Origin of the sequence: uncultured Devosia sp. (assembly GCF_913055165.1) — a bacterium.
In the GTDB taxonomy this organism is placed as follows: domain Bacteria; phylum Pseudomonadota; class Alphaproteobacteria; order Rhizobiales; family Devosiaceae; genus Devosia.
In genome coordinates this window covers 1-24,291 of sequence record NZ_CAJXJS010000030.1, presented here as the reverse complement: position 1 = coordinate 24,291, position 24,291 = coordinate 1, and the positions used below count along the sequence as shown (strand labels likewise).

General features: G+C 60.9%; 22 protein-coding genes. 10 read left to right on the top strand and 12 right to left on the bottom strand.

The genetic code is table 11. The features are described from left to right. Positions 1-99: 99 nt before the first annotated feature. The 4 genes from QZ564_RS11240 to ugpC are packed head-to-tail and all read left to right on the top strand — an operon-like array spanning position 100 to position 4,138. Positions 100-1,131, top strand: a complete 1,032-nt coding sequence (locus tag QZ564_RS11240; RefSeq protein WP_297109455.1) for a sugar ABC transporter permease — start codon at positions 100-102, stop codon at positions 1,129-1,131. Further along, complete coding sequence (locus tag QZ564_RS11235; protein ID WP_297109452.1) at positions 1,131-2,009, top strand: carbohydrate ABC transporter permease; 879 nt, start codon at positions 1,131-1,133, stop codon at positions 2,007-2,009. Before QZ564_RS11240 ends, QZ564_RS11235 begins: the two co-directional genes overlap by 1 nt. 30 nt (positions 2,010-2,039) lie before the next feature. After that, positions 2,040-3,032, top strand: a complete 993-nt coding sequence (locus tag QZ564_RS11230) for a hypothetical protein (protein ID WP_297109449.1) — start codon at positions 2,040-2,042, stop codon at positions 3,030-3,032. 26 nt (positions 3,033-3,058) lie between these two features. Then, positions 3,059-4,138 (top strand): sn-glycerol-3-phosphate ABC transporter ATP-binding protein UgpC, encoded by a 1,080-nt coding sequence (gene ugpC / locus QZ564_RS11225; protein ID WP_297109446.1) that lies wholly within the window; start codon positions 3,059-3,061, stop codon positions 4,136-4,138. On the opposite strand, the gene QZ564_RS11220 is transcribed toward ugpC, so the two are convergent. The 7 genes from QZ564_RS11220 to QZ564_RS11190 form a co-directional block, all read right to left on the bottom strand. Further along, positions 4,128-5,153, bottom strand: a complete 1,026-nt coding sequence (locus tag QZ564_RS11220) for an ABC transporter ATP-binding protein (RefSeq protein WP_297109443.1) — start codon at positions 5,151-5,153, stop codon at positions 4,128-4,130. The two genes, ugpC and QZ564_RS11220, sit on opposite strands and share 11 nt — an antisense overlap. Continuing rightward, on the bottom strand, positions 5,135-6,106 hold the full coding sequence (locus QZ564_RS11215; RefSeq protein WP_297109441.1) for an ABC transporter ATP-binding protein: 972 nt from the start codon (positions 6,104-6,106) through the stop codon (positions 5,135-5,137). The genes QZ564_RS11220 and QZ564_RS11215 overlap by 19 nt, the downstream gene beginning before the upstream one ends. Next, on the bottom strand, positions 6,096-7,040 hold the full coding sequence (locus QZ564_RS11210; protein ID WP_363312022.1) for an ABC transporter permease: 945 nt from the start codon (positions 7,038-7,040) through the stop codon (positions 6,096-6,098). The genes QZ564_RS11215 and QZ564_RS11210 overlap by 11 nt, the downstream gene beginning before the upstream one ends. A 96-nt stretch (positions 7,041-7,136) precedes the next feature. Beyond that, the gene (locus QZ564_RS11205; protein WP_297109438.1) at positions 7,137-8,111 is read right to left on the bottom strand and encodes an ABC transporter permease; all 975 of its coding nucleotides are present in this window, start codon (positions 8,109-8,111) and stop codon (positions 7,137-7,139) included. Positions 8,112-8,274: 163 nt separating this feature from the next. Then, positions 8,275-9,945, bottom strand: a complete 1,671-nt coding sequence (locus QZ564_RS11200; protein WP_297109436.1) for an ABC transporter substrate-binding protein — start codon at positions 9,943-9,945, stop codon at positions 8,275-8,277. Positions 9,946-10,068: 123 nt separating this feature from the next. Next, positions 10,069-11,091, bottom strand: a complete 1,023-nt coding sequence (locus QZ564_RS11195) for a LacI family DNA-binding transcriptional regulator (protein WP_297109432.1) — start codon at positions 11,089-11,091, stop codon at positions 10,069-10,071. Between the two features lie 175 nt (positions 11,092-11,266). Next, positions 11,267-12,928, bottom strand: coding sequence for a Na/Pi cotransporter family protein (locus QZ564_RS11190; RefSeq protein WP_297109428.1), 1,662 nt, complete (start codon positions 12,926-12,928; stop codon positions 11,267-11,269). A 273-nt stretch (positions 12,929-13,201) separates the two neighbouring features. On the opposite strand from QZ564_RS11190, the gene ugpB reads away from it, so the two are divergent. From ugpB to QZ564_RS11160, 6 genes are all read left to right on the top strand, one after another. Continuing rightward, entirely contained in the window at positions 13,202-14,527 is a 1,326-nt protein-coding gene (ugpB, locus tag QZ564_RS11185) for a sn-glycerol-3-phosphate ABC transporter substrate-binding protein UgpB (protein ID WP_297109425.1), read from the top strand. Between the two features lie 105 nt (positions 14,528-14,632). Continuing rightward, positions 14,633-15,517: a sn-glycerol-3-phosphate ABC transporter permease UgpA gene (ugpA, locus tag QZ564_RS11180; RefSeq protein ID WP_297109423.1), complete on the top strand. Its 885-nt coding sequence runs from the start codon at positions 14,633-14,635 to the stop codon at positions 15,515-15,517. A gap of 12 nt (positions 15,518-15,529) precedes the next feature. Further along, positions 15,530-16,378, top strand: coding sequence for a sn-glycerol-3-phosphate ABC transporter permease UgpE (gene ugpE / locus QZ564_RS11175; protein ID WP_297109420.1), 849 nt, complete (start codon positions 15,530-15,532; stop codon positions 16,376-16,378). A 3-nt stretch (positions 16,379-16,381) separates the two neighbouring features. After that, positions 16,382-17,440 (top strand): sn-glycerol-3-phosphate import ATP-binding protein UgpC, encoded by a 1,059-nt coding sequence (locus tag QZ564_RS11170; RefSeq protein WP_297109416.1) that lies wholly within the window; start codon positions 16,382-16,384, stop codon positions 17,438-17,440. A 43-nt stretch (positions 17,441-17,483) separates the two neighbouring features. Continuing rightward, a complete protein-coding gene (locus QZ564_RS11165) occupies positions 17,484-18,230 on the top strand; it encodes a glycerophosphodiester phosphodiesterase family protein (RefSeq protein ID WP_297109413.1) in 747 nt (248 codons plus the stop codon). A gap of 10 nt (positions 18,231-18,240) precedes the next feature. Next, positions 18,241-19,026, top strand: coding sequence for a DeoR/GlpR family DNA-binding transcription regulator (locus QZ564_RS11160; RefSeq protein ID WP_297109410.1), 786 nt, complete (start codon positions 18,241-18,243; stop codon positions 19,024-19,026). A gap of 13 nt (positions 19,027-19,039) precedes the next feature. Here the strand turns inward: QZ564_RS11160 and QZ564_RS11155 are convergent, their stop codons facing one another. The 5 genes from QZ564_RS11155 to ytfQ form a co-directional block, all read right to left on the bottom strand. Further along, positions 19,040-19,771, bottom strand: a complete 732-nt coding sequence (locus tag QZ564_RS11155; RefSeq protein ID WP_297109407.1) for a GntR family transcriptional regulator — start codon at positions 19,769-19,771, stop codon at positions 19,040-19,042. 65 nt (positions 19,772-19,836) lie between these two features. Further along, entirely contained in the window at positions 19,837-20,805 is a 969-nt protein-coding gene (gene yjfF / locus QZ564_RS11150; RefSeq protein ID WP_297109404.1) for a galactofuranose ABC transporter, permease protein YjfF, read from the bottom strand. Next, positions 20,802-21,800: an ABC transporter permease gene (locus QZ564_RS11145; protein WP_297109401.1), complete on the bottom strand. Its 999-nt coding sequence runs from the start codon at positions 21,798-21,800 to the stop codon at positions 20,802-20,804. The genes yjfF and QZ564_RS11145 overlap by 4 nt, the downstream gene beginning before the upstream one ends. Continuing rightward, positions 21,797-23,314 (bottom strand): sugar ABC transporter ATP-binding protein, encoded by a 1,518-nt coding sequence (locus QZ564_RS11140; RefSeq protein WP_297109398.1) that lies wholly within the window; start codon positions 23,312-23,314, stop codon positions 21,797-21,799. Before QZ564_RS11140 ends, QZ564_RS11145 begins: the two co-directional genes overlap by 4 nt. A gap of 131 nt (positions 23,315-23,445) precedes the next feature. Then, the coding region (gene ytfQ / locus QZ564_RS11135; protein WP_297109395.1) for a galactofuranose ABC transporter, galactofuranose-binding protein YtfQ at positions 23,446-24,291 on the bottom strand (846 nt) is incomplete at its 5' end.

The following is a 24,291-nucleotide window of genomic DNA, read 5'->3' as shown; positions in this document are numbered from 1 at the left end:
GACTCTGGAGGGACCCCGGCTGCAGCTGGGGTCCCAATGCGGAAAGGTTCGCGGCAGATGGCCTCAAAATTCACACGCTCAAATTCAACCGGCTGGCTGATGGCGGGGCCCGCGGCCGTGCTGATGGGGCTGTTCATCGTCCTGCCCTTCCTGTTCGCTATTGGCCTGAGCTTCACCAATCAGCGCCTGATTTCGCCCAATCCCACCCAATTTGTGGGCCTGAGCAATTACAGCCAGCTTCTGGGTATAGGGCTGCTCACGCTGGAACCGGAGCGAGATGATGCCGGCGAAATCCTGCGCGAGGAGGACGGGACCGTCAGCTATCCGGCACTGCGTGGCTATACGCGCAACAATCCCGATTATCCGCAGTTTGACGGCATGCGCGAATGGTTCAGCGTCTCGCTTGGCGAGAGCCGGACATATGTGCTGGCACGCGACGTGGTGTTCGCCAAGGCCGTGGTCAACACCATCATCTTTGTGCTCGTCGTGGCACCCGTGCAGGGCGGGCTGGCACTGGTCCTTGCCCTTTTGATCAATCAGAAACTGCGCGGCATCAATGTCTTTCGCGCCATCTATTTCATGCCCGTCGTGGTCTCGATCGTGGTGGTCTCGCTGCTCTGGCGCTTCATTTATGACGGTCAGAGCGGCCTTTTGAACAATCTGCTGGGCGCCCTGACGTTTGGCGCCTTCCCCCGCATCGACTGGCTAGGCAATCCCAGTACGGCGCTTGGCGCCATCATCGCCATGTCGATCTGGCAGGCCGTGGGCTTTCACATGGTCATCTGGCTCTCGGGTCTGCAGACCATCAGCCCCTCGCTCTACGAAGCGGCTGCCATCGAAGGGGCCAGCAAATGGCAGACCTTCCGCTATGTGACCTGGCCGGGTCTGCGCAATACTGCGGTGCTGGTGTTGATCGTCATCACCATGCAGGCCTTTGCCCTGTTCGCGCAGATCGATGTGATGACCAGCGGCGGTCCGCTCGATTCGACGCAAACCATCGTGTTCCAGGCCGTCGAGCGCGGCTATGGCAAGCAGGATATCTCCGGTGGCTCGACCATTTCGGTGATCCTGTTTGTTTTTGTTCTCGCCATTTCGCTGCTGCAGCGTTGGCTCACCAGGGAGAAGAAGTGATGGCGCAGCTTTCCGCAGACAATCACGGGCTGCGCCTTGCGGTGCGCTACACGGTGCTGGGGCTGATCGCCCTGATCTTCGTCTTTCCGCTAGTGTTCATGCTGATGTCGAGCCTGAAGCCCGACGCGCAACTGCTCAGCGACACGCGGAGCCTCCGCGCCTTCCTGCCGGTTGGCGACATCTCGCTGGACAATTATTTCGACGCCTTTCGCCGCGCCCCGGTGGGGCTCTTCATCTTCAATTCCGTCATCGTCACCGGTGTGACGGTGGCCCTGACCCTGTTCATCTGCTCGGCCGCCGCCTTCGCCTTCGTCTTCATCGACTGGCGCGGACGGGATCTGGTGCTGACGCTGATCCTGGCGACCTTGATCGTGCCGTTCGAGACGATTGCCATCCCGCTCCTGCTCATCGCCTCCAAATTGCCCTGGCTGGGGCTCGATGGCCTGACTTATGGATGGCTCAATTCCTATCAGGTGCAGATCGTCCCGTTTATTGCCGATGGTCTGACCATTTTCCTCTTTGTCCAGTACTTCAAGGATCTGCCGGGCGAATTGATCGAGGCCGCACGGGTCGAGGGCGCAAGTTGGTGGCAGGTTTATCGCCGCGTCGTCATGCCCCTTGCCGGCCCGGTGTTGGCGACGGCGGCCATCCTCAAATTCCTGGTCATGTACAACCAGTATCTCTGGCCGCTCATGGTGGTTCAGGAAGAACGCTACCGGCCGGTGATGGTCGGGCTGCAATATTTCTTCCAGCTCAACCGCGCCTGGGGCGAGATCATGGCCTATCTCTCGCTGATCACCGTCCCGGTGCTGGCCTTCTACCTTTTCCTGCAGCGCGCCTTCATCGCCTCGATCGCCTCCACGGGCGTCAAGGGCTGATGCGGCACCTCCTTTGAAAGACAACGACAAGTGGTTATTGCCCTTAAAGACAAATGGATTTGGGACTTCTGGATTTATCGCGACGGCGATGATTACCACGCCTATTTTCTGCAGGCCGACAATAGGCTGGCCCATCCGGACATGCGCCACCGTCATGTCACCCAAGGACACGCCGTCTCAAAAGACCTGGTCAACTGGACCCATCTGGGCACCACCTTCGCGCCGGCGGCCGCGCCCTCCTGGGATGACTGGACAACCTGGACCGGCTCGACCCTGCGCGACGACACCGGGCTCTGGCACCTCTTCTATACCGGCACCGAACACGCCGAAGAGGGCATGAAGCAGCGCCTGGGTCACGCGACTTCGACCGACGGGCACAACTGGACCCGTGTCGGCAATGGCCTGGCGCTCGATATCTCTGGACCCGACTATGAAGAATACACATCCGGCCATTGGCACGACCGTGCCTTCCGCGACCCGTGGGTGATGAAGAACCCAAAGGGCGATGGCTGGATAATGTACTTTGTCGCGCGTCGCCCCGGCGTCGCCGAGCCCAATGCCGGGGGCACGATCGGCTTTGCCACCTCGCCCGACCTCTATAGCTGGACGCTGCAGCCCCCGGTCTATGCCGGCGGCATGTTCGGGCAGATGGAAGTGCCGCAGGTCTTCGAGGCCAATGGCAAATGGTACATGCTGTTCTGCACCGATGGATCGCACTGGTCGGAAGCTTACAAGCGTTTCAATACCGAAGAGCCCGTCCGCGGAACGCATTATCTGATGGCCGATGACCCGTTCGGTCCCTGGGAAGTGGCGCCCGGTCCGTTCTTCGATGGCGCGCAGGGCAGCCGCTATGCCGGCAAGATCGTGACGACCGACAATGGCCTGGTTTTCATGGGTTTTCTCCATGACGCGCCAGATGGTTCGTTCATTGGCCAGGTCAGTGACCCGATCCCGGTCCGCATTGATGCGGATGGCCTTTTGCACACTGAACTCGACAAGCTCCCTCCGGGCGCCAAGGTCTGACCTCAAACCTCGCAAGGACACCAAAAATGGCCAGCGTTTCCCTCAAGAATGTCCGCAAGAATTATGGCGCCGCCGACATCATCAAGGGCGTCGACATCGAAATCGCCGATGGAGAGTTCTGCGTCTTTGTCGGCCCTTCGGGTTGTGGCAAGTCGACGCTGCTACGCATGATTGCGGGGCTCGAGGACATCAGCGGTGGCACACTGAGCATCGGCGACCGCGTGGTCAACGACCTGCCGCCCAAGGATCGCAGCATCGCCATGGTGTTCCAGTCCTATGCCATTTTCCCACATATGACCGTTCGGGAAAACCTGGCTTTCGGGCTCACAATCGCCAATGCGCCAAAGGCGGAAAAGGACGCCAAGGTCGCTGAAGCGGCCCGCATCCTGCAGATGGAACATCTGCTCGAACGCCGCCCCAGCCAACTCTCGGGGGGCCAGCGCCAGCGCGTCGCCATTGGGCGCGCCATCGTGCGCAAACCCGGCGTTTTCCTCTTCGACGAGCCGCTCTCCAATCTCGATGCGGCGCTGCGCGTGGACATGCGGATGGAGCTGGCCAAGCTGCACAGCGATCTTGGGGCGACAATGGTCTATGTGACCCATGACCAGGTCGAAGCCATGACGCTGGCCGACAAGATCGTGGTGCTTAGTGCCGGCACCGTCCAGCAGGTTGGCTCGCCGCTGGAACTCTATCACCGCCCGGCCAATCTCTTCGTCGCCGGCTTCATCGGTTCGCCGAAGATGAATTTCGTCGAGGTCACCATAGACGCCGTTGACGCAAGTGCGATACGGATATCAGGCCCCGCCATGAAAGCGCAGACCCTGCCACTGACCGGAGCGGGCCAGAAGGCGGGAGACATCCTGACCTTGGGTGTGCGACCGCACGACTTCAAACCCATGGACGATGGCGCCTTCACCGGCAAAGTGACGCTCGTGGAGCATCTGGGCAACGAGACCATCGTTAATCTGGCACTGGTCAATGGACAGCACCTGATCGTCGCCCTGGACGGCGACACGGCCTGCACAGTCGGGGAGACGCTGACGGTGGGTCACCCCCCCGAGAAGGCCGCGCTTTTTGATCAGGCTGGCAATCGCATCACGGGCTGACCGCAACGAGATTGTGGCAGCGAACCATATGTCCTGCACCCACGACCGTGGGGCCGGGCATGGTTTCCTTGCAGATCGCCGTCGCCTTGGGGCAGCGCGAGACAAAGGGGCAACCACGGCTGTCGCGCGTCCAGAGCGGGATATCGACTGCACGTCGCGCCTTACCCGTTTCGATCTTGCGCTTGGGGTTGGGCACCGATTCAATCAGCAGTTGCGTATAGGGGTGGCGTGGATTGTCGGTGATTTCCTGGCTCGGCCCCTGTTCTACCAGATGCCCGGCATACATAACCGCCGTTTCTTCGGCGAAGTAGCGCGCCGTGGCAATGTCGTGGGTGATGTAAAGAGCTGCCAACTGCCGGTCGCGCTTGAGATCCTCCAATAGGTTCAGAATGCCCAGGCGGACAGATACGTCCAGCATCGAGGTGGGCTCGTCAGCCAGCAGCACTTCCGGCTGCACCGAGAGCGCGCGGGCAATGGCGACACGCTGGCGCTGCCCTCCCGAGAGTTCATGGGGCCGGCGCTTGAGATAGTCTGCCGCCGGCCTCAGGCCCACACTTTCCAGCAGCGAGAGCATTTCTGCCTCGATCGCTTTGCCCTTGAGATCGGGGCGATGCAGACGAATGGGGCGCTCCAGATGGTAGCCAATGGACTGGGTCGGATTGAGCGAGCCGAATGGGTCCTGAAAGACCATCTGAACCTGGGCGCGGTATTGCTGCATGCGCGCACCACGGAAGGCAGCAATGTCCTGGCCATGATGGCGGATCACGCCCCTCGTCGGCTCGTAGGCTCCGGCCAGCATGCGCGCGCAAGTTGACTTACCCGAACCGGACTCGCCCACAAGGGCAAGCGCCCTGCCCTGCTGCAGTTGCAGCGACACACCCGAAAGGGCCTTGAGGAAGGTCTGATTGAGGAAGGCGCCGCCCAGCACGAATTCCTTGTCGACATTGTCCATCTCAAGGACCGGGCCGTCGGCTTCCACGGTGGTGCGCTCGGGTTCTAGTTCAGCAAGTGACATGCGGCCTGGCTCTTGTGTTCGGGGATGAAGCGCAATTGCGGGGCATCAATGCGACACTGCTCCATCGCATGGGGACAGCGCGGCGCAAATCGGCATCCCGTCGGCAGTTCCCTCAGATCGGGCGGCGTCCCGGCAATGCCCTCGAGCCGGACCCGCGGGCCGGTCAATGGCGGAAAGCTGTTCCCCAGCGCGCGCGTATAGGGGTGTTGTGGCGCTGTCAGGATGGCTTCCGAAGGCGCCACCTCCACCAGCTCGCCCGAATACATCACCCCGATGCGGTCGCAGAACTCGATCATCAGCCCCAGATCATGGGTGATGAACAGTACGGAAAAGCCCAGGCGCGTCTTGAGATCGACAATCTGCTCGATGATGTCGCGCTGCACCACCACGTCAAGCGCCGTGGTCGGCTCGTCCATGATGATGAGCTTGGGCTTGAGAGCGAGCGCGATAGCGATGCAGATGCGTTGGCGCATGCCGCCCGAAAACTGATGCGGATAGTCGTCGAGCCGCTTGGATGGGATACCGACCAGTTCGAAGAGCTCCACTGCCCGAGCGCGAGCACCATCCTGGCCCAGTTCCGGTTCGTGGGTCTCGATCACGTCCATGATCTGCTCTGAAACCGGGATCACCGGATTAAGGGCATTCATGGCCGATTGAAAGACGAAGCTGACCTCGTTCCAGCGATAGGCCTTCAATCTGGCCTTGTCGAACTTGAGCACATCCTCGCCATTGAGCCGGACTTCACCGCCGGAAACCAGTCCGGGAAGCCGGGTCAACCTGGCCAGGGCGAAGGCGACGGTGGATTTGCCGCAGCCGCTTTCGCCGGCCAGGCCAAAGGCCTCGCCCTCGCGGATGTCGAAATCAATGCCGTTGACGGCGCGGGCGACGGAGTGTTCGCCCACATAGTCGACAGTGAGGTTCCTCACCTCGATCAGGGCGCGATCAGAAGACATCGGCACTTCTCCCCCGACGTTGCAGGAATTTCCGGATGCGGCCAATCCTGCGAGATGCCTTGAGCTGGGGATTGGTGATTTCGTCGACTGCGAAGTTCACCAAGACCAGGGCAGCGCCCGTCAGCATGATGGCGATGCAGGGCGGCCAGATTTCCCACCAGGCGCCACTCTGCAGCGCCAGATTGTTCTGGGCCCAGAACAGCATGGTGCCCCAGGTCACGGCATTGGGATCGCCCAGGCCGATGAACTCCAGCGCCGCTTCGGCCAGAATGGCCGCGATGGTGCCCAGCACAAAACCGCCCATGACGAAGCTCAGCATGTTGGGGAAGATTTCGACGAGGATGATGCGCCACTTCTTCTCTCCCATGAGTTCGGCCGACAGTACGAATTCACGGGTGCGCAGCGATAGCGTCTGGGTTCGGATGGTGCGCGCGGCCCATCCCCAGCCCGTCAGCGCCAGGACCACGCCTATGACCAGCGGGCTGGCTTGCTCCACCATGGTGGCGATGACAATGATCAAAGGCAGGCCCGGAAGCACCAGGACCACATTGACAAAGAAAGTCAGGATGTCGTCGATGCGGCCGCCGAAATATCCCGCGGAGATGCCTATGGCGAGGCCGATGGCCGCAGCGGCAAGGCCGGCACCAAAGCCAACGGCCAGGCTAACCCGGCCGCCATAGGCCAATTGGGTGAAAACGTCCTTGCCCATGCGGGTGGTACCCAGCACGTGCTCGTAACCCGGCATGACATGAGGTTTGCCGGCACGGCGGTTCGGATTGTACTCGCTGACCACCGGCCCCAGGACCGAAAAGAGCACCAGCGCAAGGAGGATGATGACCCCCGCCATGCCCTTGGGGTTGGTCACGAAGGCGGCAAGGCCCTGCGGTAAGCGGCTGGTCCAGCCCGGGCGTGGCTTGACGCCGAGTTCGCGCATCAACTCGGACTGACTTGGCGCAGAAGCCGCCAGGGCTTCCTGTTCAAGGCGGTCAGTGAGCGACAGCGGCGTGGAATGAGTGAGATCGGCCATATGTCAGCCCTTTCTCAAGCGTGGATCAAGGACGACATTGGCGATGTCGGAGAGAAGATTGGCGACCAGCACCGACATGGTCAGCAACAGCAACTGCCCCTGGATGAAGGAATAGTCGCGGCTCTGGATGGCGGTGAAGGTGAATTTGCCGAGGCCCGGATAGTTGAACACCTGCTCGGTCACCAATGCGCCGCCGATGAGGAAGCCGACCGACAGCGCCAGCGCGGTAATCTGCGGCATGATGGCGTTGCGGGCGACATAGCGATAGCGCACACGGCGATCGCTGAGGCCCTTGGCGCGGGCCAGGATGACGAAGTCCTCGTTGAGCAGGTTGATCATCACATTGCGCATGCCCAGGTGCCAGCCGCCGAAGCTGACGATGAAGATGGAAAGCACAGGCAGAGTGGCGTGATAGAGGACGCTGCCGATGAACTGCAGATCGAACCCCGGCATCAGGCTCGGATCATGCGCTCGCCCCAGCGGGAACCATTTGAGTTGCAAAGAGAAGGCATAGAACAGCACCAGCGCCACGATGGCGGGCGTGAAGGCGTTCAGCATCACGTTGATGGGCGTGAAGAAACTGTCGAAGAAGCCGCCGCGGTGCCAGGCGGCATGGATGCCCATGACCGAGCCGATGACGAAGGCAAAGAAGATGGACAGGCCAACGAGAACCAGGGTCCAGGTGGCGCCGTAGAAGAGCAGCGATGCGGTCGGCTCAGGGAACTGCACGGTCGAGATGCCGAAATCGAGCCGCAAGACGCTGCCGAAATAGCTGAGATACTGCTCCCAGAGAGACCCTGTGACCCCGTATGCCTCGCGGATCGCCTGAACCTGCGCCTCATTGAGACGCCCCTGATAGGAGGCAATGATGCGCGCTGATGGATCACCCGGCATCATGCGCGGGATGAAGAAGTTCAGGGTCACGGCCATGAAGAAGGCGGCCAGATAAAAGGCGAGACGCCTCAATAGAAATGCCATTGCATCCAGGTCCTCTTTAAGCCCAGGCAACTCCCGCCCCGCGGGAGCGATCTGCACAGTGCCGGGCGGAGATCGGGAGGAGAGCCCCGCCGCGGCTCTCTGGCAAAGGCACCCGGATCAGCTTCGAGATGCCGATCCGGAAGCCTGCCAGATAGAGAACCGACTATTCGATCGGCTTCAGGGCCAGGGCGTGCCAGACGCGTTCGCGCGTACCATCATGCACCTGGGGGCGGAACTTCTGGTCCTCTTCGGTCACCCAGCCGGTGAAGCGGCGGGTGGAGTATTCGTACCAGATCGGGTTGGCGAAGAGCGAAATGGTGGGCAGGTTCTCGGCGACAGCCTTGTGGATGTCGGTGAGAGCTGCTCGCTGGGTTGCTTCGTCAGCCGAGCCCTTGAAGATGTCGAGCGCGGCTTCGACCTCAGGGATCTGCATCTGGTGCATGGCCTGGAAGTCGATCTGGCCCTCCTGCATCAAGCGGGGATTGAACATGGGCTGGTACTGGTTGTAGGGCGTGGGGCCACCATTGGTCCACATCACATAGACGTCGAAGTCGCCACGCGGCACCGCGTCGAACCAGGCGCCCTGGTCCATGGTCTTGAGGCTGGCATTGACCCCGATATCCTGAAGGTTTTCAGCTACGGTCTGTCCGGTATTGACCCAGTCGGTCCAGCCAGATGGCATGGAAATGCCAAAGGCGATGGGCGTACCGTCAGGATTGTCGCGCCAGCCGTCTCCATCGGCGTCCACGAAGCCTGCTGCATCGAGGATCTCGATGGCCTTGTCCGGGTCGTATTGCATGAGCCAAGTGTAAGGCTCAAGCGCCTCGGCATCGTACCAGGTCTTGTACATTTCGCCGGTGCCGATGGGATATTTTGTCTCGGTAGTCAGGCCAAAGGTCGAAATCTCGAGCAAGGTGTCGCGGTCGATGGCGACCGACATGGCCTTGCGGAATTCAAGATTGTTGAAGGGTGCCCTGGTCGTGTTGAGCTGCAGATTGACGTCCGAACCCGCAGGCAGCCAGTAATTGTTGTATTCGGACTGGGGCAGGAAGGTCACGTCGGGATCGGTCAGGCCATCACCCAGCCAATCGAGATCGCCGGCCGATAGCGCCGCCACTGTCTGCTCATTGCCATTCATCTGCGGGAAGCGGAGGCAATCGATCGCGTTGTCTTCGTTGTAACGGCTCAATTCATTGCGGCAGAGGTCAAAGCCGTTGCGAGTGAAGTTGCGGGGCTCGGTCCAGGGTCCGGTGGCCACGACATCGAGATTGGCGAAGTTCTTGGGGTCTTCGACGTCCTTCCAAACATGTTCGGGCAGCGGATAGAGACCGTTGAGCCCATATCGCGCCAGGGCGTCGGGTTCATTGAGCGTGAACTTGACGGTGTAGTCGTCGATCTTTTCGGCCCCGGTCACATTGCCGGTTTCGCCATTGTAGACGTCGATGCCCATGGGGAAATCAGGGTGCGCCTTGGCATATTCATAGCTGAAGACCACGTCATCGGCGTTGAAGTCTTCACCGTCACTCCATTTGACGCCTTCGCGCAGCGTATAGGTAACGGATTTCAGGTCCTCGCCGATTTCCCAGGCAACGGCCAGCGCATCCTCGTTCTCGCCAGGATGCCAAATATTGTCGATCCAGAGCGGCTCATATGCAAAGTCGCGCATGCGCTGTTGCGGGCCGGTCGGATTGTTGGGGTTGTAGTTCTCGACCATGGCGTCGGTGTGATAGGGCAGCAGCCGCAGGATGACCTCGTCCTGCGCTGCGGACGGCGCAATAGCGGCCAATACGGAAATGCCGACGCCCAGAAGCGCTGCGGCCTTGATTGATTTCATCGAATGTCCCTCCACTTGTTTCTCCTCCTCGTGGACCAATGTTATGGGATCGATCCCACATTGTTCATGGGTTCGCTCCCCAATTTTGTGCGGCGGCCGCGCTTGGGCGGACCGCTCATGCGTTCAGGCCACCTCCCTTTGCAGTCGCGGTGCGCAGACGCTTGCACGCACCACGAGGTTGGTTTCGACGATCGACTGCAGGGGATCAACTCTGGGCTCCCCCAGCAGTCTGAGCAGCAGCGAGGCAGCAACCTCGCCCAGCGTATCGACAGGCTGCCGCACGGTGGTCAGCGGCGGCCACATGTGCTTGGCATGAAAGGCGTCGTCAAAACCCATGACCGACACGTCCTCAGGCACGCGAAGGCCTGCCTCGCGAAGGGCCAGCAACACACCCGCGGCCATGTCGTCGTCACCTGCGAATATCGCGGTGAAGTCTCGCCCTGAGGCGATCAGGTCGCGAGTCGCCGAATAGCCGAAATCCTGATGAAAGATGCCGTTGACGACATGTATGTCATCCAGGGTCATCCCATGTTCCGCAAGCGCGGTTTCCATGCCCCGCATACGTGCCACGGTGTCTCCGAAATCCACCTGACCGGAGAGATGAACGATTTTGCGGTGCCCCTGCTCCAGCAGGTAATTCATGGCGGCGCGGGCACCCTCGAAATTGTCCAGCACGACCCTGCCCTGCGCAACAGGATTGGGGCTGTGACCGATAGCCACCACGGGGATGCGCGCCTTGCGCACGATCTCCACCACATTTTCGCGCATGGGCCGTTCGAGATAGAGAACGATGCCGTCGCAGGACCGGTCGACCAGTTCGATCACCGCGCGCGCTTCTTCGTCCTGATCCGCATAGCCAGAGGACACGATAAGCGACTTGCCCGCCGGGCGGGTGGCCCGCTGGACGCCATAGATCATGTTGGCGAAGTAGGGTGTGCCAATATCCACCATGACGGCGCCGATAAGATTGGAGCGATTGGACCGCAGCGCCTGCGCCAGAGTGTTGGGGCGGTACCCCAGCTCAGCTATGGCGGCCTCTATGGCCTTGCGCTTGTCCTCGGACACATAGCCGTTGCCAGCCACCACCCGCGAAACGGTGGAGCGTGATACGCCCGCGCGTTTTGACACGTCGGTGATGGTGACCATACCGCCCGATTCCTCCCCGTCGGCCCTCTATGGGACCGATCCCATAGATGATGAAATCGATTGCACAAGGGAGTCAAGCCCGTGGCGATCAAAATCCGCTCTCGCAGCGTTTTCATGAACTTAGGCGGTGCATGGGGAGTTGGTAGAGCCGTTTCGGGCCAAGGCGGTGCCGTAACTAGGCCTTATCGGCCACCAGCTTGGTCGGCAATAGCTCGCCCTGCTCGCTCAGGATCGAATAGGCGATACCGGTCAGCAAGGAATTGATGCGACGCAGCGCGTGCATGGTCTCCAGATGAAGCTCACTGGTCTCAAAGCTGTTGGGATCCCCGGCGCGCAGGCGGGCAAAGTGCTTGTCCATGCTGCGCCGTTCCATCAAGCCAACTTCGTCCTTCTCAGCGACCAGCTGACGAGCGGATTCTGCATCCTCGGAGACAAGTACGTTGAGCGCGAGCTGCATATTGGCCAGCACCCTGGCATGCAGGTCCGTGAGTTCCTGCCACCCTTGATGCGAAAAGGTAATGCGTCGTTCGGACTTCTGGTCCGCAACACGCAGAAGCTGGCGAGTCACGATGTCGCCGGCCTGTTCCAGGCCAATGGCGAAGGTGTTGAGGTCGGAGGCGCGCCGAGACTGATTGGCATCCATGCGCTCCCAGTCCAAACGGGTAAGAAAAAGCTTGATGGCGCGGTTGGCGCTATCGACTTCGGGTTCCAAGTCCTTGACCCGTCGGATGGCGGCCTTATCGCCGCTCCGCACGATCTCCATAACCGGCTGGAGCATGACTTCGACCATCTCGCTCATACGAAGCAATTCGCGCGTGGCGCTCGCCAGCGAGGCATCGATGTTCCCATTAGGATCGATCGCTAGCGCCGTCTGGCGCAAACGGGCAATGTCGGACTGGCCGGCTGCTGGCGCCTCCTTGACGAGGACCGTCATCAGGGCCTCTACCGCACTTACGAGCGGCAGGCCGATGATCAGGACACCCAGATTGAATAAGATGTGCATCAGGCTCGCCTGCTGACCGACCGAACCTGGGAGACCTAAAGTGTGCAGTTGGAACAGCTGGATCAGCAGCAGGCAAGTTAGTGCCGCGCCGCCCCGCAGGACCAGCGCTGCTGCCGCGATGCGTCGGGGCCTGATATCAGCACCGCGCGTCATGCCGAAAGCAATCAAGGTTCCTCCCAGGTTGGCACCCAGGAGGAACGCCATGGCGACCTCTATGGGAATGAGACCCGTGGTGCCAAACGTGATGATGACCAGGACGCTGGCCACAGAGGAATAGGACGCCCAGGTGATGAGTGCTGCCACCGCAAAGCTGGTCCAGAGATCACCGCGCAAATAACCCACCACAGCCGCCAGCAGATCGCTGTCGCGCCAGGGCGCCGTGGCCTGCGAGACCATTTCGAGCGAGAGCAGGACGAAGGCGATACCCATGATCAGCCGCCCGACCTGCTTGGTCCGTCGTGAACTACCCCTGAGGAAAAGTACGCCACCAACAATGATCAAGGGCGCAGTCAGAAGCGAAAGGTCGAAGGAGAGGACGCTGGCAACGAAGGCCGATCCAAGATAGGCGCCCAGCATCAGGGCTAGGCCTGTCGCAACTGACATGAGACCGCCACCCGCGAAGCTGGCGGCCAATGCCGCAACGGCGGTCGAGCTTTGCAGTGCGAAAGCCAGGGCCACACCGACGGCGGCCGCACCTAGCCGGCTTCGCTCGGCACGTCCCAGCGTACGCTTGAGCTCCGCTGCATAGGCCCGTTCCACCGCGGTCCGCACCATGCGCACAGCCCAGAGCAGCAGGACGATGGCCGCAATCAGTTGGACAACGATGAAATACATGGACCTCCCCGGTTGCACGCGTGTGCAGAATACCGATAGCTCATAGTGTTCACATGAGCATATTACATGCAATGCACTCAAGTGAATGTGGAAAAAGGTCGTGCCTTCGTCACAAAATGACGCTTTTACAGGGTGTTACCTGCGAATAGGCGGACAGGGAGCAGCCCATTAATGTTCAAATGAACATTTTTCTGTTGCATTGGGGCGCCCCAGTGCTACCGTCTGCGCCAGCACGGAGCGGGGAGGCTCCGGCACAAGAACAAGGGAGAGAGCATGTCCAAGAACACTTTGTGTCTGTCTGTCGCGCTTGCCGCCATGATGTCTGCAAGTCCGGCCATTGCGCAGACCGAAATCGCCTGGTGGCACGCCATGGATGCGGAATTGGGCCAACGTCTTGAGGCCATCGCGCAGGGCTTCAATGAGAGCCAGGACGAATTCGTTGTCGTGCCCAGCTACAAGGGCACCTATCCCGAGACGCTGACAGCCGCCATCGCTGCTTTCCGCGCCAATGAACAACCGGCCATCGTGCAGGTCTTCGAAGTCGGCACTGGCACGATGATGGCCGCTGAAGGTGCGGTCAATCCGGTCTACCAGTTGATGCAGGAAAATGGTGAGCCTTGGGATCCTAGTGGGTTCCTCGCTCCGGTGACGGGGTACTATTCCGACACTGACGGCAACATCTTGTCGATGCCATTCAATTCCTCTACGCCAATCCTCTACTACAACAAGGACGTGTTCGAGCAGGCTGGCCTCGATCCGGAAACGCCCCCGAAAACCTGGGCCGAGCTCGAAACTATGAGCCGGCAGATCATGGAGTCCGGCGCCGCGCCCTGTGGCTTCACCACTGGCTGGGTGAGCTGGGTCCAATTGGAAAATCTCTCAGCCATCCATGACCAGCCCTACGGCACGATGGACAATGGCTTTGGTGGCTTGGGGACCGAGTTCACCTTCAATGGCCCGGTTCAGGTCAAGCACTGGGAAAACCTGAAAGCATGGGCAGACGAGGGCCTGTTCGAATATGGTGGCCCGGTGGGCGGCGGCGACGCCCCGCCCAAGTTCTATGCACAGGAATGCGCGATGTACATGAACTCATCGGCATCGCGGGCCGGCGTCATCAACAACGCCAAGGAATTCGAAGTGGGCTTCGCACCCCTGCCCTATTATGACGACGAGATCGATGAACCGAAGAACTCGATCATCGGTGGCGCCACATTGTGGGTGCTGAACGGAAAAGACCCCAAGGTCTATGAGGGCGTGGCCCAGTTCTTCACACATCTATCGAGCCCCGAAGTCCAGGCCGAATGGCACCAGGCAACCGGCTACCTGCCGATCACCAATGCCGCTTACGAACTGGGCAAGGAGCAGGGCTACTACGAAGCCAATCCCGGCTCCGAGGTCGCGATCAATCAGATCACACGCGGCACGCCTACGGCGAACTCCAAGGGCATCCGCTTCGGCAATCTGACTCAGGTCCGGACCGTGGTGGACGAAGAGTTCGAGGCCCTGCTCTCGGGCAGCAAGACCGCCCAGGAGGCGCTGGATGCTGCGGTTGAACGCGGCAACCAGATCCTGCGCGACTTCGAAGCAGCCAATAGCTGAACCTCCCAGGATCACTCCGGCCCGGCCTTGCCGGGGTGATCCAACCGGGCGGCCTTGTGCCGCCCGGCCTAGCCAGTCGCGACTACACGGGGGAGTTCTCGGCCCATGCAAACCAAGCGCACCATATTTCCCAACAAGCTGCTGCCCTATGCCCTGCTTGCGCCTCAGCTGGCGGTGACGCTGATCTTCTTCATCTGGCCGGCTGGCCAGGCAGTCAAATCCTCCTTCGAACGCGAAGACCCCTTCGGATTCCGCACGACCTTCATCTGGTTCGAGAACTATGCGCGGCTCTTCTCCGAGCCCGGCTATGTAAACTCACTGACCAAAACCGCAATTTTCGCCATTTCGGTGACATTGCTGTCGATGAGCCTGTCGCTGCTCCTTGCCGTCGCCGTCAACCGGGTGATCCGGACCAATCGTGCCTACACCACGCTTCTGGTCTGGCCCTATGCCGTGGCGCCGGTCGTGGTGGGTATCCTGTGGTGGTTCATGTTCAATCCCACCATCGGCATTGCCCCCTATCTGCTGCGCGGCCTGGGCATCAGCTGGAACCACCGGGTCGATGGGACCCAGGCGATGATCCTCGTGGTCATTGCGGCGAGCTGGAAGCAGATTTCCTACAATTTCCTGTTCTTCGTCGCCGGGCTGCAATCGGTGCCGCAGGCGCTCAACGAAGCAGCAGCCATCGATGGCGCGGGCCCCTTCAAACGGTTCTGGACCATTGTCTTTCCGCTGCTCTCGCCCACGACCTTCTTCCTGCTGATCGTCAACATCAACTACGCCATGTTCGACACATTCGGTCTGATCGATGCCACCACAAATGGCGGCCCCAACCAGGCCACCAACATCCTGGTCTACAAGGTTTATGCTGACGGGTTCCTCGGGCTCAATATCGGCTCATCGGCCGCGCAGTCGGTCGTGCTGATGCTGATCGTGATCGCCCTTACCGCCATCCAGTTCCGCTATGTCGAGCGGCGCGTCCAGTACTAGGGAGCCGAGAAAATGGTCGAAAATCGCCCCTGGCTCAGCTTTCTCACCCATTTGGTTCTGATCGCCGGCGTCGTCATCGTCGTGTTCCCAGTCTATCTGGCCTTCATCGCCTCGACCCACGGATCGGGTGACTTCATGCGTGGCCTGGTGCCCCTGCTGCCTGGCCCGCATATGCTGGAAAACTACGGTCGCATGCTCAATGAGGGCATATCCACGGCAGGGGCCCCACCCGTCTCGATCATGCTGATGAACTCAACGATCATCGCCATCGTCATCGCCGTGGGCAAAATCGCTATTTCGCTGCTTTCAGCCTATGCGATCGTCTTTTTCAAGTTCCCATTCCGGCTCTTGGCCTTCTGGATCATCTTCATCACTCTGATGCTGCCGGTCGAGGTGCGCATCATCCCGACCTTCGCCGTCGTGGCTAATCTCGGGCTGCTCAATTCCTATGTGGGCCTCACCCTGCCGCTGATCGCCTCGGCGACCGCGACGTTCCTCTTCCGCCAATTCTTCCTCACCGTTCCTGACGAATTGATGGAAGCGGCTCGTGTGGATGGTGCGGGCCCCATGAAGTTCTTCCGCGATATTCTCATCCCATTGAGCCGGACCAATATCGCGGCGCTCTTCGTCATCCTCTTCATCTATGGCTGGGTGCAGTATCTCTGGCCCCTGCTCGTCACCACGGACAGCCGCTACTACACGGTCGTTATGGGCATCAAGCGTCTCGCTGCGACAGCTGATGCTGAACCCTTGTGGAACCTGGTCATGGCTTCGGTGATCCTGGCCATGCTCCCCCCAGTCCTCGTCGTCATCTTCATGCAGCGCCTATTCGTCAAAGGCCTCGTGGATACGGAGAAATAAGCCATGGCCACCATCAATCTGGTCGACCTTAAGAAGAACTACGGCAATGTCCCGGCCGTCAAAGGCATCAATTTGCAGGTGGCGGACGGGGAACTGATCGTCCTCGTTGGTCCCTCGGGCTGCGGCAAGTCCACGCTGCTGCGCATGGTGGCTGGCCTCGAAACCGTCACATCCGGCCGCATCGAGATCGGCGGCAAGGATGTCGTCAAGGCCGAGCCCGCCGAACGCGACATCGCCATGGTGTTCCAAAACTATGCACTCTACCCGCATATGAGCGTGCGCGGGAATCTCGAGTATGGGCTCAAGAACCGCGGCACGCCGCGCGGCGAAATCGACCGGCGAGTGCAGGAAGCGGCCGACATTCTCGAAATCGGGCCGTTGCTCGATCGCAAGCCGCGCCAGCTTTCCGGGGGGCAACGCCAGCGCGTGGCCATGGGCCGCGCCATTGTGCGAGAGCCTGCCGCCTTCCTGTTCGACGAGCCACTCTCCAATCTGGACGCCAAGCTGCGCGTGCAGATGCGAGTGGAAATCCGCAAGCTGCAGCGTCGTCTCAAGACGACCAGCCTCTACGTCACCCACGACCAGCTCGAGGCCATGACCTTGGCCGACCGGCTGGTGGTGATGAATGGCGGCCTGGTCGAGCAGATCGGCACCCCGACCGAAGTCTATGATCGTCCGGCGACCCTTTTCGTGGCCGGCTTTATCGGCTCGCCGCCGATGAACCTGATTGAAGTCTCATCGGTTGCCAACAAGAACTCAATCGGCACCCTGCCTGCCAAGACCGACATCATCGGCATACGTCCGGACGCGCTTTTTATTGCCCCGCAGGAGGGCGCTTCTATCAGTCTTAAGGGCAGTGTGGAACTGCTCGAACCCATTGGCGGGGAAAGCCACGTCCATGTGCGGCTCGACAGCTCGGGACAATCCGTTGTGCTGAGCATCCCTGGACGGCCGCACCTGGAAGAAGGCGCAGACATCACCCTCCATGCGCGGCTCGCCGACATCCATCCCTACAATTCGGATACGGGACGGAGAACCGACAGCCCTGTCGCAAATCTGTAGCACAAACAGCCTAAGGGCCTGCCATTCATCACGAAGACGCGTCATGACAAGCCAATTCTCCATCGGTCCCCAGCGGGACGAAGTTCAGGCCCATCGGGGTGCCTCGGCGATCGCCCCGGAAAACACCATTGCCGCTTTCCGGGCCGCCGCCGAAGCTGGCGCAAAATGGGTGGAGCTCGATGTGGCGCTCAGCGCCGACGGCACGCTCGTGGTCATTCATGACGACAGCGTGGACCGCACGAGCTCCGGCACTGGCTCCCTGGGCGATCTGACGGCGGCCGAAATCGGCGCTCTTGACGCCGGCAACTGGTTCGATCCGTACTTTGCCGGGGAACGCATTCCTACTCTCGCCGAGACGATCACGGCCTTGGGCGAGTTGGGCCTCAGCGCCAATGTCGAGATCAAGCAACACAAGCACCACAAATCACTCGATCAGCTGGTGCGGGCAGTACAGGCCGATATCGCCCGGCGCGCGCCCCAGACGCAGATCATGATATCCAGCTTTGACCCGGAGGCCCTCAAGGCGATGCATGCGCTTGAGCCGGAGCTGGAAATGGCCATGCTTTGGGGCCGACCGCCGGAAGACTGGGCCGAACAACTGGCCGCCATCCCGGCCACGACCATCCACATGCACTTCAAGGCGCTTAGCATCGGCCTACTCGAAGAAACGACCAAGCGCGGCATCAAGGTGCGGGCCTGGACCTGCAACGATCCGATACAGCTGGTTTCCTTCTGGGGCGCCGGCCTTGCGGGCGTCATCACCGACAATCCGAAGGTTTTCCTCGGGTAGCGGGGGCATTATGGGGCAAGACATGCTGTCGAGCCGGCAACGCGACATCCTGGCGCTGATCGAGGCGGAAGGCGCTCAATATATCGAGCAGCTCGCCAGCCGTTATCAGGTGACCACCCAGACTGTACGGCGCGACATCAACGCCCTGTGCGATCTGGGTTATGCTCGCCGTTTCCATGGCGGTGTCGATGCGCCGGTCGAGGGTCGCAACATCTCGATCAATGCCCGCGCCGCCCTCAACAGCGCCGCCAAGCGCCGCATAGCGACCCGTATCGCCGAAGCGATCGAGCCAGGCTCCACCGTCTTCATGGGCATTGGCAGCACAGTGCAGTTCGTGGCCGAGGCCCTGCGCGACCACAATGGATTGCGCATCGTCACGAACAATATCGATGTGGCCCTGGCCCTGAGCAATGCGCCCCAGATCGAAGTGCACATCACCGGGGGTCTGTTCCGGCACAATGACCGCGACGTCGTCGGTGCAGACTCCCTGCAGTTCTTCGAAAAGTTCTACGCAACCCACGCTGTAATCGGGGCCGGCGCCCTCAATCCGGAAAAGGGCGTTCTGGACTTCAGCTATTCGGAAGCCCAGACCACCAGCACCCTGATCGCCAATTCCCGGGTCCAGTTCCTGGCTGCCGATGTCAGCAAATGGTCGCGCGACGCTTCAGTCCGGGTGGTGCCGTTCAATCGCATCACTGCCTTCTTCACGGACAAATTGCCCGATGATGACTTGGCGGGCGCTGCGCTTGCCGCCGCCGGAACCGAAGTGGTTCTGTGTGGTGAGGACACGGCCTGACCGGCGGCTGGCTTCAGCCGATAACCTGCGCATGATCTACTTGCCGAATGCGGTCGAAGGTCTCACCAGCTTCTTCGGGCTTGCCGGCTTCTACCTGTTCGATCAACTTTTCGAACAGGCGAACTGACATCTCGCGATATTCGGCTCCGGACATGGTCCGGTCACGAGTCAGCGCCAGCGCCAATGTCAGCTCGACCACCCCGATAACCGATCGGAGAAGCGGGTCCCGGCTTGCTTCGGCCAAGGTGGAGTGAACCTCGAGACAGGCCAAGCCATATTGCTCGATAGACTGGCCAGCCGTGTCCATCTGATGACACCAGTATTTGAGCAGGCGAACATGTTCGGCCGTGCGTTGCGTAGCGGCCAGTTCGATCATCGGCGCTTCCAGCGCGGCACGGGAGCGAAACAGGCTTTCGTAGAACGCAACATCAGGCGGCGCATCGAAGTGCCAGGCAAGGACCTGGGGATCGAAGAAATTCCAGCGTCCGCGCGGCGATACCCTAGTGCCCACCTTCGGCCGCGCTTCGACAAGCCCTTTGGCCTCAAGCGTCTTCAGCGCCTCACGCAGCACCGTCCGTGAGACGCCGTAGGTTTCCATCATCACAGCGTCACTGGCGAGGACCGAGCCTATCGGGAACTCGCCGGTGACGATGGAGTGACCGATCTCATTGATGACGAAGGTATGGAAGTTCCGCGCGGCGCGACGTCCGGAAAGCGAGCGGATCAGGCCGCCTGTCTCGATCATGCTCGCGGCTTTCGAACACGCGTGACGGAGAGATCAGTTCTCCCCGCTCGAACCCAGCCATACATTCAGGACGCTTTCTCTCCCTGCGCAGAAGCGGCAAATATCAACCGCTGCAGCACGATGAACAGGAACAGCAGCGCCCCGATCACGATCTTGGTCCACCAGCTCGACAGCGTGCCGTCGAAAATGATGTAGGTCTGCACCAGGCCCAAAAGCATCACGCCGATGAATGTGCCGAGCACAAAACCATAACCGCCAGTGAGCAGTGTGCCCCCAATGACAACCGCACTGATCGCGTCAAGCTCAACACCCACGGCAGCCAGCGGATAGCCGGCGGAAGTATAAAGAGAGAATACGATTCCCGCCAAGGCTGCCAGCACGGAAGACAGCATGTAGACGCCTACCGTCGTGCGGGCAACCGGAACACCCATCAGCGAAGCCGAAACCGTATTGCCGCCCAAGGCATAGACATAGGAGCCAAAGCGGGTCCGATGGGCCACAAGGGCGCCGACGACAAAGACCGCAACCATCAACAAGCCGATGAAGCTCAGCCGCCCTCCTCCGGGCAGCCGGATGACGAGGTCGGAGATCCAGTCATAGAATTCATGGCTGACTGGCACCGAATCCTGAGTGATGACGGAAGCGCCGCCGCGGGCGAGGAACATGCCGGCCAGGGTGACAATGAAGGCCGGAACCTGCAGATAATGGATGGCCAGGCCCATGACGGCGCCGAACAAGGCGGCGACGGCAAGCGCCATGCCAAAGGCCGCAAGCGGATGCCAACCGGCCCAGGAAATCAGAACGGCGACGAGCACTCCGGTGAAGCCGATGACCGCGCCCACGGAGAGGTCGATACCGCCGGAAATGATCACGAATGTCATGCCGACCGCCGTGATGCCGAGAAAGGCGTTGTCCGTGAGGAAGTTGCCCAGGACGCGCGTCGAAAACATCGAAGGAAACTGCATGACCGCCAGGGCATAGGCGATGGCGAAGATCACGGCAGTGGCGAAGAGCGGCCGAAGGCTGCGGCTCATTTGCTGGCCTCCCTGGCGGGCATGCGCACCGGGACGATGCGGGTCGCCAAAGGCGACTGGATGATGAGGACAAGGAAGATCAGTGCGGCCTTGACGATGAGGTTGAACTCGGGCGGGAAGCCTGAGACCAGAATGCCGGTATTCATCGCCTGGATGATCAGGGCGCCCACCACCGCCAGCGGTACCGAGAAGCGACCGCCCAAGAGGGAGGTGCCGCCGATGACCACGGCGAGGATGGCGTCGAGCTCAAGCCATAGGCCCGCATTATTGGCGTCGGCTCCACGGATATCACCGGCCACGATGATACCGGCTATAGCCGCACAAAAGCCGGACAGACCATAGACATAGAGCAGCAGCATGCGGCTTCGTATGCCGGCAAGGCTGGCCGCGGCACGGTTGACGCCGACGGCTTCGATGAACAGTCCGAGCGCGGTCTTGCGGACGAGGAGCGTGACCATAACCAACAGGACTATTGCAATGACGGCAGCCATGGGCAGGCCCAGGAATGTTCCCGTGCCAATGAAGATGAGCACTGGATCAGTGAAAGTGACAATGAAGCCCTCGGTGATCAGCTGGGCGATGCCCCGTCCAGCCACCATGAGCACGAGGGTAGCAACGATGGGCTGGATATCAAGGATTGCCACTAGGAAGCCGTTCCACAGCCCGCAGAGCAGGCCGACAACGAGCGCGGCGGCGACAGCGACGGGTGCTGGATAACCGGCCACCACCAATGTCGCAGCCACCGCGCCCGCCATGGCCATCACCGCGCCGACCGACAGGTCGACACCCTTGGTGGCGATGACACCCACCATGCCGATGGCCAGAATTGCCACCGGCGCCCCCCGGTTCAGAACGTCGATAAGGCTGCCGAACAGCCTGCCGTCCTGCCAGGTAATGCGGAAAAAATTGGGAAACAAAAACCAGTTGATCAGCAGAACGCCGGCAAGGGCCAGCAGTTGCGGATTGGCGAGGCGAGACAATAGGCGCCGCGTCATGCGAGTTCCTCATCGCGGTGATTGGCGATCGCCTGCACGATGACGCCGGGATTGATATTCTCGCCGTTGAGTTCGGCGACCATTTCGCGGTCACGCATCACCACGATGCGGGAGGAATAGGCAACGACTTCATCCAGCTCCGAAGAGATCACGACCAGGGCCAGACCTTCGTCGCGCAACCTATTGATGGTCCGGACAATTTCGGCATGCGCCCCCACGTCGATGCCGCGCGTCGGCTCGTCGAGAATGAGGAAGGCAGGATCGGTGGCGAGCCAGCGGGACAAAATGACCTTTTGCTGATTGCCGCCCGAAAGCAGTTTGACCGGCATGTCCAGAGAGGCGGCCCGGATGTCCATGGCTTCGCCGAAACGACCAGCAATCTCAAGCTGTTCGTCACGATTGAGAGCGCTGAACCAACCCAGCTTGCCTTGCAGGGCAATGACTATGTTCTCCCGGACCGAGAGGTCGCCGAATATGCCCTCGGCCTTGCGGTCTTCGGGACAGAAGCCGAAACCATGCTTGATGGCATCTGTCGGACGAGCAATTGTCGTTTTCTTGCCCGCAACGGAGACCTCGCCCTCGTCAGCCGCGTCGGCGCCGAACATGATGCGCGCCATCTCGGTTCGGCCTGACCCCAGAAGACCAGCGACACCGATCACTTCCCCCTTATGGATGGTGAGGTTGAACGGGTGCACGCTGCGTTTGCGGCCGTAGTTGGAAAAGTCGAGCAGGACCTCACCCATGGGGCGCGCGTCCTCGACGCCGGTGGCGCCCGAAAAAGCAACGTCCTTGCCCAGCATCAGGCGCACCACGTCGGTGCGGCTCATATCGTCCAGCGCGCGGGTCTCGATCAGCTTGCCGTTGCGGAGGATGGTGACCCGGTCCGCCACTGCAAAGACCTGGTCCAGAAAGTGGGTGATGAAGACGACGGCCAGGCCGCGCGCCTTGAGATCGCGAATGATTTCAAACAGCCGCTCCACCTCGTTACGGTCGAGACTGGCGGTGGGCTCATCCAGGATGAGGACCTTGCCGGAGAGTTCGACGGCACGTGCGATGGCGACGATCTGCTGCACGGCCACCGAATAGGCGCCCAGTTCGCTGGAGGGATCGATCTCGAGCCCGTAGCGGCTAAGGATCGTTCGAGCCTCGCGCTCCATTTTGCGACGATCGACGAGACCGAAACGCGTCGGCTGGTGCCCGAGAAAAAGGTTTTCGGCGACCGACCGGTTGGGCAGGAGATTGACCTCCTGATAGACGGTGCCAATGCCATGTCCCTGAGCCTGCTGAGGATTATCCAGGTAAACCGGCTGGCCGTTGGCGAGGACTTGGCCGCCGTCGGGCTGGTAGGCGCCGGTGAGGATCTTGATCAGGGTGGATTTGCCGGCCCCGTTTTCACCCAGAAGGGCGTGGACTTCGCCGGCCCGCAGGCCGAAGTCCACAGCATCTAACGCTATGTGATTGCCGAATATTTTGACGATACCGCGCGCTTCGAGCGCGAATTGTTCATCAGGCATGTGCCCCTCCCTGCCTGCGCGCAGTCTGCCCTAAATACCGAACGGCGTCATGGCCTGGATGGGGTCCAGGCCACCCAAAATGAACGGGCCACCCGACCCTCGGGCCGGGTGGCGATAGCTTGGCGTGAACCTTAGTAGCCGAGGTCCTTGCGGCGCTCGTATTCGCCCTGCGGATCATCAGCGGCGGTGTAGAGCTTGGACTCGGTGATGATGAACTTCTCCGGCATGGTGCCGTCGGCCCAGTAGGCGGCGAGGGCATCGAAGGCCGGGCCGGCCATGTTCGGGGTCAGCTCGACGGTCGCATTGGCTTCGCCGGCAGCAATCGCGGTGAAGATATCGGGCACCGCGTCGATGGAAACGACCAGAATGTCTTCACCCGGCTTCAGGCCGGCGTCCTTGATGGCCTGGATGGCGCCAACGGCCATGTCGTCATTGTGTGCGTAAACCGCGCAGATATCGGCGCCGCCATTGGACGACTTGAGGAAGGCTTCCATCACTTCCTTGCCCTTGGAGCGGGTGAAGTCACCGGTCTGGCTCTGGGAGATGGTAATGTTGGACGCGTCGGCGATCGCTTCCTCGAAGCCCTGCTTGCGGTTGATGGCTGGGCTCGAGCCGACGGTGCCCTGCAGCTCGACGACGTTACAGTCTTCACCAGCAACCTCGTCCACCAGCCACTGGCCGGCGACACGACCTTCGAGCACCTGATCCGAAGCGACCGAGGTCAGGTAGAGGTCTTCTGGCGCGTCGATGCCACGATCGAGCAGGATCACCGGAATCTCGGCTTCCTTGGCTTCGGTCAGCACGTCTTCCCAACCGGTGGCGACCACCGGGGCGACAAGAATTGCGTCAACGCCCTGTGCGATGAAGCCGCGAATGGCCTTGATCTGGTTTTCCTGCTTCTGCTGGGCGTCGGCGAATTTGAGATCAACGCCACGAGCCTCGGCCTGCTGGCGGGTCACGGATGTTTCGGCTGCACG

What these genes read in the sequence shown, in the direction of transcription:
- ugpC (WP_297109446.1), top strand. Translation starts at nt 3,059, where the DNA reads ATGGCCAGCGTTTCCCTCAAGAATGTCCGCAAGAATTATGGCGCCGCC.
- QZ564_RS11165 (WP_297109413.1), top strand. Translation starts at nt 17,484, where the DNA reads ATGACAAGCCAATTCTCCATCGGTCCCCAGCGGGACGAAGTTCAGGCC.
- QZ564_RS11195 (WP_297109432.1), bottom strand. Translation starts at nt 11,091, where the DNA reads ATGGTCACCATCACCGACGTGTCAAAACGCGCGGGCGTATCACGCTCC.
- yjfF (WP_297109404.1), bottom strand. Translation starts at nt 20,805, where the DNA reads ATGAGCCGCAGCCTTCGGCCGCTCTTCGCCACTGCCGTGATCTTCGCC.
- QZ564_RS11160 (WP_297109410.1), top strand. Translation starts at nt 18,241, where the DNA reads ATGGGGCAAGACATGCTGTCGAGCCGGCAACGCGACATCCTGGCGCTG.
- QZ564_RS11200 (WP_297109436.1), bottom strand. Translation starts at nt 9,945, where the DNA reads ATGAAATCAATCAAGGCCGCAGCGCTTCTGGGCGTCGGCATTTCCGTA.
- QZ564_RS11220 (WP_297109443.1), bottom strand. Translation starts at nt 5,153, where the DNA reads ATGTCACTTGCTGAACTAGAACCCGAGCGCACCACCGTGGAAGCCGAC.
- QZ564_RS11205 (WP_297109438.1), bottom strand. Translation starts at nt 8,111, where the DNA reads ATGGCATTTCTATTGAGGCGTCTCGCCTTTTATCTGGCCGCCTTCTTC.
- QZ564_RS11215 (WP_297109441.1), bottom strand. Translation starts at nt 6,106, where the DNA reads ATGTCTTCTGATCGCGCCCTGATCGAGGTGAGGAACCTCACTGTCGAC.
- QZ564_RS11210 (WP_363312022.1), bottom strand. Translation starts at nt 7,040, where the DNA reads ATGCGCGAACTCGGCGTCAAGCCACGCCCGGGCTGGACCAGCCGCTTA.
- QZ564_RS11170 (WP_297109416.1), top strand. Translation starts at nt 16,382, where the DNA reads ATGGCCACCATCAATCTGGTCGACCTTAAGAAGAACTACGGCAATGTC.
- QZ564_RS11240 (WP_297109455.1), top strand. Translation starts at nt 100, where the DNA reads ATGGCGGGGCCCGCGGCCGTGCTGATGGGGCTGTTCATCGTCCTGCCC.
- QZ564_RS11155 (WP_297109407.1), bottom strand. Translation starts at nt 19,771, where the DNA reads ATGATCGAGACAGGCGGCCTGATCCGCTCGCTTTCCGGACGTCGCGCC.
- ugpB (WP_297109425.1), top strand. Translation starts at nt 13,202, where the DNA reads ATGTCCAAGAACACTTTGTGTCTGTCTGTCGCGCTTGCCGCCATGATG.
- QZ564_RS11140 (WP_297109398.1), bottom strand. Translation starts at nt 23,314, where the DNA reads ATGCCTGATGAACAATTCGCGCTCGAAGCGCGCGGTATCGTCAAAATA.
- QZ564_RS11235 (WP_297109452.1), top strand. Translation starts at nt 1,131, where the DNA reads ATGGCGCAGCTTTCCGCAGACAATCACGGGCTGCGCCTTGCGGTGCGC.
- QZ564_RS11190 (WP_297109428.1), bottom strand. Translation starts at nt 12,928, where the DNA reads ATGTATTTCATCGTTGTCCAACTGATTGCGGCCATCGTCCTGCTGCTC.
- ugpA (WP_297109423.1), top strand. Translation starts at nt 14,633, where the DNA reads ATGCAAACCAAGCGCACCATATTTCCCAACAAGCTGCTGCCCTATGCC.
- QZ564_RS11145 (WP_297109401.1), bottom strand. Translation starts at nt 21,800, where the DNA reads ATGACGCGGCGCCTATTGTCTCGCCTCGCCAATCCGCAACTGCTGGCC.
- ugpE (WP_297109420.1), top strand. Translation starts at nt 15,530, where the DNA reads ATGGTCGAAAATCGCCCCTGGCTCAGCTTTCTCACCCATTTGGTTCTG.